Annotated in this window: 14 protein-coding genes and 1 pseudogene; 4 read left to right on the forward strand and 11 right to left on the reverse strand. The window is 48.9% G+C overall.

Annotation, left to right across the window (positions count from 1 at the left end):
• Nucleotides 1–46: 46 nt before the first annotated feature.
• The 4 genes from MOTHE_RS08770 to MOTHE_RS08785 are packed head-to-tail and all read right to left on the reverse strand — an operon-like array spanning nucleotide 47 to nucleotide 1,072.
• On the reverse strand, nucleotides 47–271 hold the full coding sequence (locus MOTHE_RS08770; protein WP_011393298.1) for a type II toxin-antitoxin system HicB family antitoxin: 225 nt from the start codon (nucleotides 269–271) through the stop codon (nucleotides 47–49).
• Nucleotides 272–297: 26 nt separating this feature from the next.
• On the reverse strand, nucleotides 298–546 hold the full coding sequence (locus tag MOTHE_RS08775; RefSeq protein ID WP_011393299.1) for a type II toxin-antitoxin system MqsA family antitoxin: 249 nt from the start codon (nucleotides 544–546) through the stop codon (nucleotides 298–300).
• 1 nt (nucleotide 547) lies between these two features.
• Nucleotides 548–859: a DUF4258 domain-containing protein gene (locus MOTHE_RS08780; protein WP_011393300.1), complete on the reverse strand. Its 312-nt coding sequence runs from the start codon at nucleotides 857–859 to the stop codon at nucleotides 548–550.
• Between the two features lie 15 nt (nucleotides 860–874).
• Nucleotides 875–1,072, reverse strand: coding sequence for a helix-turn-helix domain-containing protein (locus tag MOTHE_RS08785; RefSeq protein WP_236683218.1), 198 nt, complete (start codon nucleotides 1,070–1,072; stop codon nucleotides 875–877).
• A gap of 314 nt (nucleotides 1,073–1,386) precedes the next feature.
• Between MOTHE_RS08785 and MOTHE_RS08790 the strand changes: the two are divergent.
• The 3 genes and pseudogenes from MOTHE_RS08790 (at nucleotide 1,387) to MOTHE_RS08800 (ending at nucleotide 4,582) form a co-directional block, all read left to right on the forward strand.
• Nucleotides 1,387–2,665, forward strand: a pseudogene (locus tag MOTHE_RS08790) (IS110 family RNA-guided transposase).
• 350 nt (nucleotides 2,666–3,015) lie between these two features.
• The gene (locus tag MOTHE_RS08795) at nucleotides 3,016–3,243 is read left to right on the forward strand and encodes a hypothetical protein (RefSeq protein WP_053094924.1); all 228 of its coding nucleotides are present in this window, start codon (nucleotides 3,016–3,018) and stop codon (nucleotides 3,241–3,243) included.
• Between the two features lie 292 nt (nucleotides 3,244–3,535).
• Nucleotides 3,536–4,582 carry a hypothetical protein gene (locus tag MOTHE_RS08800; protein WP_053094925.1) on the forward strand — a complete coding sequence of 349 codons (1,047 nt, stop codon included), beginning with the start codon at nucleotides 3,536–3,538 and terminating at the stop codon, nucleotides 4,580–4,582.
• 44 nt (nucleotides 4,583–4,626) lie between these two features.
• Here the strand turns inward: MOTHE_RS08800 and MOTHE_RS13490 are convergent, their stop codons facing one another.
• The 7 genes from MOTHE_RS13490 to MOTHE_RS08830 all read right to left on the reverse strand — a co-directional run bounded on the left by MOTHE_RS13490 (nucleotide 4,627) and on the right by MOTHE_RS08830 (nucleotide 10,269).
• Nucleotides 4,627–5,001 carry a hypothetical protein gene (locus MOTHE_RS13490; RefSeq protein WP_053094926.1) on the reverse strand — a complete coding sequence of 125 codons (375 nt, stop codon included), beginning with the start codon at nucleotides 4,999–5,001 and terminating at the stop codon, nucleotides 4,627–4,629.
• 917 nt (nucleotides 5,002–5,918) lie between these two features.
• Nucleotides 5,919–6,161, reverse strand: a complete 243-nt coding sequence (locus MOTHE_RS12900; protein ID WP_080997192.1) for a hypothetical protein — start codon at nucleotides 6,159–6,161, stop codon at nucleotides 5,919–5,921.
• On the reverse strand, nucleotides 6,100–6,318 hold the full coding sequence (locus MOTHE_RS13170) for a hypothetical protein (protein ID WP_053094927.1): 219 nt from the start codon (nucleotides 6,316–6,318) through the stop codon (nucleotides 6,100–6,102). The genes MOTHE_RS12900 and MOTHE_RS13170 overlap by 62 nt, the downstream gene beginning before the upstream one ends.
• Nucleotides 6,315–6,743, reverse strand: a complete 429-nt coding sequence (locus MOTHE_RS08815; RefSeq protein WP_053094928.1) for a hypothetical protein — start codon at nucleotides 6,741–6,743, stop codon at nucleotides 6,315–6,317. Before MOTHE_RS08815 ends, MOTHE_RS13170 begins: the two co-directional genes overlap by 4 nt.
• Nucleotides 6,744–6,927: 184 nt before the next feature.
• Nucleotides 6,928–7,440, reverse strand: a complete 513-nt coding sequence (locus MOTHE_RS08820; RefSeq protein ID WP_011393305.1) for a hypothetical protein — start codon at nucleotides 7,438–7,440, stop codon at nucleotides 6,928–6,930.
• 21 nt (nucleotides 7,441–7,461) lie between these two features.
• The gene (locus MOTHE_RS08825) at nucleotides 7,462–7,743 is read right to left on the reverse strand and encodes a hypothetical protein (RefSeq protein WP_162490072.1); all 282 of its coding nucleotides are present in this window, start codon (nucleotides 7,741–7,743) and stop codon (nucleotides 7,462–7,464) included.
• A gap of 453 nt (nucleotides 7,744–8,196) precedes the next feature.
• Complete coding sequence (locus MOTHE_RS08830; protein WP_011393307.1) at nucleotides 8,197–10,269, reverse strand: hypothetical protein; 2,073 nt, start codon at nucleotides 10,267–10,269, stop codon at nucleotides 8,197–8,199.
• 782 nt (nucleotides 10,270–11,051) lie between these two features.
• Between MOTHE_RS08830 and MOTHE_RS08840 the strand changes: the two genes are divergently transcribed.
• Nucleotides 11,052–11,597, forward strand: a complete 546-nt coding sequence (locus MOTHE_RS08840) for a hypothetical protein (protein ID WP_162490073.1) — start codon at nucleotides 11,052–11,054, stop codon at nucleotides 11,595–11,597.
• Nucleotides 11,598–11,978: the final 381 nt, after the last annotated feature.

Raw genomic sequence — 11,978 nt, forward strand, 5'->3', positions numbered from 1 at the left:
AACTATTACCGGCTCGACAAAGAGGCCTTGCAGGGAATCAATTCCATTAAAGAGCTTGCAGGTTTACGCCGATGTAATCGGCTTTGGCTGTAGGGACGGTAATTGGCCGGCCGTCCTCCTTCAGTCCCTGGAGGTGCATCTTTATGGCTTCTGCCATGTTCTCCCTGGTTTCCTGTGGCGTTTTCCCGGTCGCTACGCAGCCGGGAAGGTCGGGTGAATAGGCGGAATAGTTACCGTCCGCCTTCTCGATAACGACTAAAAACTTATCCATAGCTATTTACTCTCCCCTTCTATGGGTTAAATGTTCCCGGCAGCCTCCCTGAAGCCGTAGACTGGGACGCGGATGGTTCGCTTTTCCACAGGTGGAGTTTCCCGCATGGCGTCCAGCACCTGGCAAACATCAGCATCGAAATATTTTTCGCCGCAGTCCTCGCATACCCAGGCCGGGACATCTTCGACAAGGGTCAATTTATCGCCCCACCAGTTTTCAGCCGTCACCAGCTTTTTGATAGTTTTTCCTCCGCATAAATAACACTTGCTAACCATCTTATTGCTGCCTCCTTGTTCTTTCGTTTTCCCATTTTGGTGGTTCAGGTTCGTAAACCGTTATTATGAGAAGTGTGCCGGAAGGGTCAAAAGCGCAGACTGCGTGGAGCGGTCGCCCATTTTCAGTATACCCCAGGATAAGGGCACTTGGACCACGCGGATCATTGGGGTAATCTTCCAGTATCTCTCCATGAGCAAGGATTTTAGCGACATCCCCATCCTTAATTTTACGCCTTCCTGCCCTTTCCCTGGCATGGGCAGTCATGGCCCACCGGCCTTCAAATACAGCTTTCCTTATAGCGGTTATATCCACATTGCCGTTCCCCCATTAATCCTTGTGGCTATCTTTTTCTTCCGGCACATATACCAGCAAATCCCCCGGCTGGCAATTGAGGAATGAGCAGAGCTTATCCAGGACGGCGTAATCGACTTTTTTAACCTTGTCATGGTAGAGGCCGAATACTGTACTACGGGCTAGGCCAGCACCATCAGCGACTTCAGTCATCTTCAATCGTTTAGCTCCCATAATTGTTGACAGCAAACATTTTATAGCCATTACCATCACTCCCATGTTTATTGTTTGCTCATACATATTGTATCACAACAGCTATGTATAGAGCAAGGAGCCGGAAAAATTTTTTGTCTGTACAGGCAGAAAGTACTTGACTACTGTCTGCTTCCATGCTAATATTGTATTAGCAAGCAGCCAGAATAACTGCTTGCAAACAAACTATAAGCATTCCTGTAATGATTTAAGGTAGGTGTTGCCAATAAAAAAGCCTCCTGGTAAAAAGAAAATAGACTCAAAACAAACAAACCCACCAGGAGGCGAGAAACCGAATGAATGAGGTGCAAAAGAAATTACTGGTCCATGGCGATGTGATAATTGTCGGTATCGATGTAGCCAAACACAACCACTGGGCACGGATCTATAACCAAATCGAACTGGATGTGGTCAAACCCTTCAAGTTTCATAATAGCAAAGAAGGCTATTATCGTCTTAGTGGCAAAAATGGAAGAAGCCAAAGAAAAAGCCCGGGCAACAAGGGTAGTAATCGGCATGGAACCCACCGGCCACTACTGGAAACCCTTAGCATGGTTTCTCCAGGAGCAGGGTTATACGGTAGTGATAGTCAATCCCTATCACGTCAAAAGGCGGAAAGAGGAAGTAGGCAACTCCCCCACCAAGAACGACCGCAAAGACGCCGGGATAATAGCCAAAGTAGTCAAGGACGGGAATTTCCTCCACTGCCTTTTGCCCAAAGGAAAATATGCCGAACTAAGGAACCTGACCGTAACCCGGCGGCAGCAACGCCGGAAACTAAACAGCGCCTTAAACCAACTCCAGGCCATCCTGGACGAATACTTCCCCGAGCTGGGGCAAGTATTCAAAAACCTGTTAGGCAAAGCTGCCCAATGGGTCTTAAGGAACTGTCCCTTCCCCAAGTTAATATTAGCCTATAAACTCGAAGAAATAGCCGCGAAGCTAAAAGAAGCGAGTAACCACCGGGTAGGGATGAAAAGGGCCCAGGCCCTCTACCAGACGGCCCAGGAATCGATAGGAGTAACCGAAGGATTAACCGGAGCCCAACACAAGCTAAACGCCTGCCTGGACGAAATAGCCTTTTACCAAAAGCAGATCGAGCAAACAGAAGCAGCCATGGCCGACATACTAGCAGGAATAGATATCGCAGGCAATTTATTAAGCATCCCCGGTATAGGCCTGGTAACAGTAGCCGGCTTTTTAGGTGAAATAGGCGATCCCCAGAATTACGAACACTGGAAGCAAATCCAAAAACTCGCCGGCCTGAACTTAAGCGAACAAAGTTCCGGGAAGAAGAACGGGCAAAGCAAGATATCCAAACGCGGGCGAGCCGAATTAAGGAACCTGTTATACCAGGCCAGCCTTACTCTGGTAGCCAAAAACCGTGAATTTAAAGCGTTGTACCACTACTTCCTGACCAGGCGGGAAAACCCGTTGAAGAAAAAGCAGGCCTTAATAGCCATAGCCGTAAAATTACTGCGGGTGATGTACGGCCTGGCCAGGAAGAAAGAAAACTACGACCCTGACAAAGTATTAGGCGACTATCGCCGCGCCCAATTACAGCAAGCAGCTTAAAAATAAAAACCCAAACACAAGGTAAAAAGTCTTGGGTGGGGGAAGCCTTAATTCCCACCATAAGGGCATAGACCCTGCTCACAAGTACCAGGCATAACCCACCCGCCCTCAAAAGGCCGAACGAAGGAATGACACAGGGCATAGACCCCGGGAGACATGATAGGGTAGCCGAGGGCAAGAAGTGGTGAGGTTACTACCCAAGACTTAAGATTAAGCCATCGTCTTGTTGTTGTGGACGATGATGGAGGCTTAGTCTGCCCTCTTGGACTTTATCATAAAAAATGAAAATCTAAGAGAGCAGGCGATTTAACGAGCTAGAAGCAAATTATTGAGATAGGAGGTATCCTTCAATGGCAGTCGAACTGCAGGACGTAAAGCAAAAACTGTGGGAACGGAAGTGTGAACTAGCGGGAATCTTGCTTGACGAACTGTGGAGGGACGATGAAGTAAGGGACCTCATTAACGAGAAAGCCACAGGAGAACTGGAAAACATACTCGACCGATGGGTAGACGTGGATGAATACATTAGATTATGTGATACTGGAAAACTTGATGGTTGCTTAGTAGTAATGTCTTAAGATACTGCGGCCAGGCCGAAAACCTGGCCGCCAATTTTTATGTGAACACCTGGCCAGGCAGGACCACAGGGATAGGTATTAGCTTTTGCCGGGAGTAATAGCGGCTTGTGTTATCGGGGCGCGTGGGTATCCCGTTCCTGGAGAACCCTGGCTGGGACGTGCATGTGGAAACCCTATCACTCCATACACATCCGGGTTGCAAGGGAACCCGGTTGACATAAGAAATTTATTTACACTAAAGGCAGGATTTACTACATCAACGTAGAATACTCCTGGCGGGAGGTGGTTGATAGTGAGTGCAACACCGGAAGTAACCGAAAAAACGCTTCAAGATTTACCAGAAGGTACTATTGAATGGGCAGACGCTTTAATTAATTTATTGATAAAGATGGATAACGACATTTATGGGAGTATAAAAGAGCTTACAAAAGGTTCTACAGTTAATCTTGAAAACTACAACGGATTTATACCGTTTTTCCTTTATTTTATAGATCGACGGCTTTATTTTTTGTTGGGGAATAGCCCTTTAAGGCATACATTAATGGATATTATGTTTGTAGTCTTTGAAAATAATAAGGGTATTTGGTGGAAGCATTTAACATCATCACCTTCTATTGAGACTAAACTTAACGAATTTCTTAATCAAAAGGTAAAATTTTACCACGATTTAGCTCTTAAGGAGGTAGAATATTACCATCCAATGCTTTTGGAGTTTAAAAATAGTAAATTTATGGCAGCCGTTGTAGACCATGCGTGTAAGGAGTTAAATATTGTCTCGGTTATGGGGGAAAATAGTGAGGACAGTATTATTAATGCACTTATCGATGGTCATAATTTAGATGCTGCTGTAGTGTATCCTCTTAATCAATATTTAAGCAAAACATTAGATGAATCTCTTCATGTGATTGGGAAATCGATAGATGATTTTTTCAAAAATGATGGCAATAGCACTAAACGATTTATTCCGAAGCCGGTAGCCATATTACTATCCCTATGGAATGGTCTTTTTGTAATCCTCAATGGAACATGGTATTTAAGAAATACTTTAACCCTATTTTCAATGAAGTGGTGGCTCATTGCTGCATGGTTTCTTAGCCCTGCTTTTTGGTTGTGGTTTACTTTAGTCCCTTCAGCATGGTATGCGCCACTAGGTTTAATAAGGTGGCTTTGGTTTGACGGGCGTGATTATGGTCTTAGTCTTAAAAGGTGGCAAGTGGTTCTTATATGTCTTTTACTCCCTATAGCTGCAACAATAATATTCGGATTGCCTGGGTGGTTCCCATTGGTGGTTGACCCAAACACCAAGCACATCTATTTACGAATATTGCCGTTCCTATAAGACATATCAATGATGGCCACCCCCTGTGGAAGGTGGCCCCTTCTTTACCCTGCCTGCTGTACCCTCTCCTGTAAGGCGTTCAACCTGGCCCGGTTATTAGGTTTCAGGTATCCCAACCTCATTAAGTACAACCGCCAAATTGGGTCGGCGCTCATCCACATAGGCACCCTGCCGCCGAGGACGCTCTGGAACTGGGGCGAGGCCAGGTACTGCCGCACGGCCTCATTCTCTTTACCGCCGGTAACCTCTTTGTAGATGCGGTAAAGCTCATCCACACTCGGGACCGCAGCCATCGGCGGGGCTAACCGCTCCACGAACCCGCCAGGACCTTTTTCCTGCACGTCCTGCGTCGGGCCGGGTGTCTCAGGCTGCGGCTGCCCGGCAGGAACTTCTATCTTCGGCGGTTGTTCAATCTTCACCGGAGTGGGTGGAGGCGTCACCTCCAACTTAGGCAAGGGTGGCAACTGCGGCGGGGTCCACTGTATGGGCGGGTAATAGTAGCCCGGCGTAGGTTGCCACCGGTAAAGCAGGTCCCGCGCAGGGTTATGCTGACTCTCTCCGCGTCCTAACTGCTGGTTTAACTGTTCCATCGCTAGATCGTAAGGAATATCGTTCAAGTTGTCTTGACTGGGTAAACTGTTAGATGAAGACTGCGGGCTAGAACTACCACTACTTTCTGTAGACGTAGTGCCACTACCAGAGGGAGTGGAATTGCTACTACCACTACCACCGCCTAAATACCCCATCCGTTGGTCGTGGGACATGCTGCTCCAAGTCCCTAGGTCAATTCCAGCCCGGTTTAAGGCCGCTACCCGTTCATCATGGGACATGCCAGCCCAGGTATTGTAATCAGGAAGGCTGCTACGACTGCTACTACCACCGCTACTTGATAGGCGATTAGCTATGGCCTGGTTACGGGCATTACTGCTTGAACTACTAGAACTACCAGAGCTACGCGAACTACTCGATTTGTTCCGATTAGAATAAGTCGATGCCAAGCCAAGTCCAGCGCTTACCAAACTCCCTAATTCAGCCCACATAAGCCATCACTCCTTAAAAATTGATGATATATGTCAACGCGCCCCCACTGTGGAAAGCGCGATTACCACAGGGGGAGACAGTAGCATTTTATACTTTGACGTACCCCCTTCCTGTGGATAGATTATTTTCCAGCGTTACGCATCCAATTTACGGCTTTTTTTAGCTAATCCTAGAATATCCGAGGCCATGCTAATCGACCTCCTAAAAATTATTTCCTTGAACGTAACGTATGGCCTTATCAGACATCGGGGAAGTCCCTCTCTAGTTGCGCTTGCTCCTCAGCCGTGATGTTGATCTAAATAGCATTTTGGACGTTCGCCCGGCTACCTCCGCTCAAATCCAGCCCGGCCACCTTTAACACCAGTTTGGCCGCCTCCAGGTCGCCACCCAGGGCCATATCCACCACAACCCGCATCACTCGTGGAGATGCGTCAACGGCTTCGGCAACGATTAGCTGCCGCCGCTGCTCCAGGACCTCACTTGACGGCAGCTTCTGATTGTTTTTGGGAACCGTTGCGAGGCTGTTTTTCTTCGCCATCGCCGTCACCCCCTTCCCCACCAGGTAGCACCCCGGCAAGCTCCAGCATAAGCCTGGCCGCCGCTGCATCGCCTTGTTTCGCTTTGGCCGCCAAGGTGTCGATTATTCCGGGAACTTCCTTAACGGCACGCCAGCGGGCGTAATCCAAAACCGTCATTCGCTTCTCCCTCCTTTCGCCAGGATTTTTGTGGCCTGTCTCGAAAACCACTTGAGCCAGTTGTCAGCCTTTTTCGGTTGCCGCACCTTGCCGCTTTCTTTCCAGGCCCGGTAGCGGGTGGCCCTGGCGCAGTCCCGACAGACAAACTTACCAGGGCAAGGAGCGAGGAATAATACGGTCGTCACTTTTCCACAGGTGGGGCACTCAAACCGGGTAGCAAAGCCACCTCCCCGATAAGGCAACCGCACTCGCTTGATGGCCTGGGCGTAGCGTTTACCGTTTATGCACCATACCGCGTTAACAAAGTTCGGCCATATCCGCAGGCCCACCCTAACACCTCCCGTGGTAAGGCTTTCCGTCCCGTTACGCCTGGACTGGAGCGGCCCGGCACGCAGTTGCGGGAAGTCTTCTACATATCGAACCATTGTTCATAACCACCTTTTTGGGTTTATTATACTAATCAATATTTACACTATGATTATAGCTAGCGTAAAAGGCCAGGAGTGACCTGGCCCATACGCTAATACCACAGGAATTGAACGATGGCCAGGGCTATAAGCGCGACGGCGGTGTAGGAGAGGAAACGAATTAGCCTGAACTGCGTAGGCATCAGGCAGCACCCCCTTTGACCAGGCGGCCATCAGCTACCCGCCAGCCGAGGTCAATTAACGGCGTTTTGGTACGGCAGGCGACTTGCCATTCCCGCTTGTCGAGGGTATGGCGTATATCTTCTATGAAAGAACGTACCAGACTGCCGGTATACTCATTGTCTAAAGTCTTCCGGTTTGCTGGGTTAGATAGGATTGCGACCAACTTCGCGGCGTACTCATCAGCGTATTTGAGCGGTACTTCGGCTTGGGTCAGTATGGTGCCGAAATAATCGTCCTTACCAACACCATAGAGGTAATACAGCCTGGCAACTTCGAGATACCCGGTTTCGTTCAGGCAGCCGTCCGGCTCCACTGTTATCAGGTCGGAAGTGACCTTAGCGTATTTCTTCTTCCTCCATACCACGATGTAGGGCATGGAATTCCGGGCGCAGTAATCGAACCAGTCATGCAGGGCACGGGAGTTCGTACTGTCGGCGTAACCTTGTTTTACCCATTCAGAATTTACTCGCATAATTTTACCTCCCCAAAATTTTTAGAAGCAGTAAATGTTTTCTTCTTCGTGCTGGCAGTCGGGCAAGGCGTTGTAAATTGTGTGATATGCCAGGTCGTAGGCTTCCGAAGTCCGCAGGGCGGGGTTAGAGGCCAGCCAGCCCACAAGGGGCAGCAACCGCTCCTTCAGCCCTCCCCGGCAGTACCACACCCAGTTAGCGCAGAAATCAGGCGTAGGCTTATAGGATTTCGCCTCCTGGTAGAGTTCCCACAATTCAGGCTCGATTTTGCAAAGCTCCTTAAACCGTTTGAACATGGCCATCATTCCTTTCATAAAATTTTCTACCCTTTATATCCTACTGCAACGGGGTCAACACTGCAACGGAAACCCGGAAAGCCTTGGTATATAAGGCTTTAGCCTGTTGCAGTCAGTGTTGCAGAAAAGGAGGGTGTTGCAACAGTAGCTGCAACACCCAATTCCTGGGGAGGGCATTATAAAAAATTTTTCTACCCTCTTATACCCCCATGCACACCCCGCACACATGCACTCTGTGCCCTGAAACCGTTGCGGCGCAAGGCCTGAGCAGTGTGCATACCCCCATGCACACTACCTGCACACTGGTTGCACTCTACTTCGAGAAAAAGGGAGTGTGCATGGAGTGTGCAGGTAGTGTGCAACCCCACCTGCACACTAAAAAACCCTTGCGGCAGAAGGGTTTCTGGTTAAAATTCAAGCCAGTGTGCATGTGTGCAGTCGGGGGGTATAGGGGAAAAATTTTTAGCTGGACATCCTGGCTACCATCTCTGGCTCTGGTAAAGAGTTGTCTTCCTCAGCCGCCATATCGCCTGGCACTAACATCGCTGGTCTGTGGGGTTTATCTTCCAGATTTACCAGGAAACCTTTCTTGATAGCCGCAGCTACCCGGCGTTGAGTGGAAGTCCTATCGATCCCCAGTAATTTACTTAAAGCCTTGACAGTGACCGACGTATGGTACTGCTCGTAATACCGGCGAACGGCTTCTACCGCCTCACGTTGCTGCGGCGTTAGGGTGGCTTCGCCAGTGCTGGCGAACAGAGCAACCGCCAGGGGGTAAATGGCCGCGTAATCGTCGATGGAGGCGATTATCGCTCCACTGCTAGAAGTTTGGCGGCTCGCCCGGTGTAGCACGGCGTTAGCCATTATCAACGTCAACAACTGCCGGAAATCACGGCGCAACCGTACGCTGCTTGGCTTCAATAGCCTGGCTAGGGTTTCAGCGTAGGGTACGATTACATTCGCTGGCCCATTTAGCTCCAACCACTTCTGTAGGGCCGCGAAATGGCTTAAATCTGGCATGGTAGCCTGTCCAGCAGCTTCCCGTGCTTCCGCTTCCAGAATTAGCCTGGTTTGCTCCGGGGTGTCTTTCAGTTCCACGACCAGTAGGCGTGTGGCTAGCTCGCCTTCAACATTTTTAACAGTCGTGGTAATTAGGCCGACTGGGCCATCTTTGATAATTTTACGTGGCCGCAGGCCGTCAGGGGTTTTCTCTACAACTTCATAAGCCAACTGGCTACTCCAAACTAACTCACGTATAATTGTTCCCGCGACACCATCCGAATGCAAGCCTGCTGCTTCGGCTACGACAACTGTCCGGTGAGCGAAATTTTCATCCGAATAAATAAAAGCCCGCTCACTGGAAGCGGTCAATTTATAATATGCACTTTCTGGAAACATCTGTAAAACACAGTCTACCAAATAACTTTTGCCTGCCCCCGGTGGGGCCTGAAGCAGGAGGTTAATGGGTCGAGGTAATAACCGTGAGGTCAACGCTAAGTAAAGGATGGCCAAGGCCTCGCGTTCGCCAGCAACGACTTGACTAAGGGTATTTAAAACAGGTGTTAAGATATCAGGCTCCATTGCTAAGTCTTTACATTTCTGCCAGACCGCTTCCCGCTCTGTCCTCCTGGCGGCTTCCTGCAGGTCATCTGCCGTGGTTGCTGTTTGTAATAACTCGTTAATAAGCTGCACGAAATCTGCCTTATCCCTGGAGTTCAACCATACCTGCCGGGGGTCTTTTTCCTCCACAGTGGTTTTAATAATTTTCGCGTCCGGGAAGGCACGTAAAACCTTTTCCACAAGGACGTGACCCTCATCCGGTTCCTGCCAGATGTAAATTTGCACTCCTTCAGGGATTAAAGCTGACCATTCCTTCTGCCACGCAGCAACTCCGGGACTTCCTAGAGCGGGAATACCAGCATACAACAGAGTTTGCACATCAGATTCTCCCTCGACCAGGAGTAAATAACCTGCCTTCTTAGCCAAATGCAAGTTCTCCAAACCGTATGGCAGGATACCCTTGCCGCTACCCCAAGCGAACCGGCTGCCCTGTTTATTCAAACTCAGGCGGTAACGGTAGCGGAAAACCTGGCCGTCCACGGTGCAGTAGGGTATTTTGACGCCTTTAGCACATTCCGCCAGTCCCAACTTCTGAAGGAAGGATACCGGTAGGTTACAGTAGACAGCGTAGGCCGTCAAGGTAAGCGGGCCGGGGATTATCTCCGGCGGCAAGGACCCACACAATTCCCGGATTTCCTCTAGTGCATCGTCACCGTCGAGGCCAGCGACCGCCTCCAAAAAGTCCAGCGGCCAACCCGCGCCGCACCCTGCCCGGCAGAGCCAGTACCCGGACCAGCGGTTAAAAGAGAAGCTCGGTCTGGTGTCGTCATGTAGAGGACAGCACCCATCCATCCAACCATCATCGCGTTCGTTTAGCGGGTCGCCGTTCGCGCCGCTGACGTAAGCCTCGTACAACGGAGCCCAGTCGAATTTGCCAGCGTTATCTTTTTTCACCAGCGTAACTATATTACCCATATTCCATACCTCCCCAGGTTTATTTTGGCAACTACCTGTTCAACGTCCTTCGCCAGGCCTCATATTGATTTTCAAGTTTATCAACGTCAAACCCAAGTCTCCCTAATGCTTCCCGCAAGCTCCGTGGAATTCTGGAGGGGAAACCACGCAAGGTCGCCCCAAGCAAATAGTAGTTAACGCCCCACTCCACTGCCAGCCGCCTACGACTTTTACCCGCGCCCTGGATAATTGCCTCAATCGGGTTGCTCATAGCGTTAACACTCCTTCCGTCAGTTATAGGTTTTGGCATTTAACGTATACACCCCCAAAATTAAAGCCCCTGGTTTCAGGGGCTTGAGAGTTTTAATATTATTTTTTCACCACTACCATAATAACACAGAAAAAGTAAGTAATTGTCTTGGACAGCATCTTAACATTCTCTTAACGTCAACTCCCTCGCCCACGATTTTTAATAATTTTTTACCACTACCATAATCACATAGAAAAAACAAGCATTTGTAGCCAACAGCATCTTAACATTCCCTTAATATCCAGCCTACGGGTTGCTGTTGCAATACCCTTCCGAACTGCAACACCTCCTGCAACAGTCTCAAGCCTTACAATCTCTAGGTTTTCTGGCACCTGTTGCACCGTTGACGGTGTTGCAGTAGGGGTTAGGGGGTAGAAAATTTTTTAGCGATACCAGAGAAAACGGCCCTCTTATCAAGCAGGATTTAGAAGCCGTATGCAGTAAATAAATGGTTAGGGAGGTGGTATGAGTGCGGAAGGCTCTTGCTATATGGTTGGCGATTACGATAGTAGCCATTGGTTTTGGGGTGGCGGCGGCTGTTGTCGGTAACATGCGGTATAAAGAAGGGTCAAAAGCATATCAAGCGGCCCTTGATTATCAACAGCGTGTTGAAGCGTATCAGAAGGCGTATCAAAAAGCGGTTGATGACTGGCTTAAATCAGACGAGGCGGCTAAGTTTAAGGAAAGCAATCAGAAATTAATGGCGGAAGCATTAACCTCTTTATTGCGTTCAAATACTCTAACTTACAACGATATAAAAGCAGCGGCAGAGGATCTTAATAAACGTACTCAAACAACGGCGCAAAAGAAGGCTGTAGAAAAAATAGGGAACGCCCCTACACCACCAGCGATTAGCAAAGATGAAGCCGAAGAGATGCTCAAAAATGCTGATCGTTTATTGACTTTTAGTGAAGTTATAGGTTACTTTTATTTAATATTGTCAATAGCATATTGGGTTATTATTTGGGGGTTTCGCAAACGTTCAGTTATGCCAGGAGAAGTTGACACTGATGGAAGCGATAAAAACATATCGGTGTAAGGCGAAGGCGTTGCTGGCACCAGAAACCAGCAATGCCTGCACAAAATAGTGTAATTTAACACAGATATCGCCCTTATCAATCTATTCCAGATGCTCACACTACAACTTAGTTACGTCTCCCACCTACCGGGGATTTACGGCCAAGGGGTTTGACTGCTATTTGACTGCTAAACCAGGTAAACACTACGGGCAAAATGGACCTATTAAACATCTCCAAAACCTGCAAAGCCTTGAAAACTGGACACTCCCGGACTGGCAGGTACTGGCAAAGAAAGACTTCGTGGAACTTAAAATCTCGTGGACCTTTTGGTCCGTGCGGGTTCAAGTCCCGCCTCTCGCACCAGGATAAGGAAACTTCCCGGATTTACCGGGAAGTTTTTT

It is taken from the genome of Moorella thermoacetica, from assembly GCF_001267405.1.
Classification (GTDB): domain Bacteria; phylum Bacillota; class DSM-521; order Neomoorellales; family Neomoorellaceae; genus Neomoorella; species Neomoorella thermoacetica.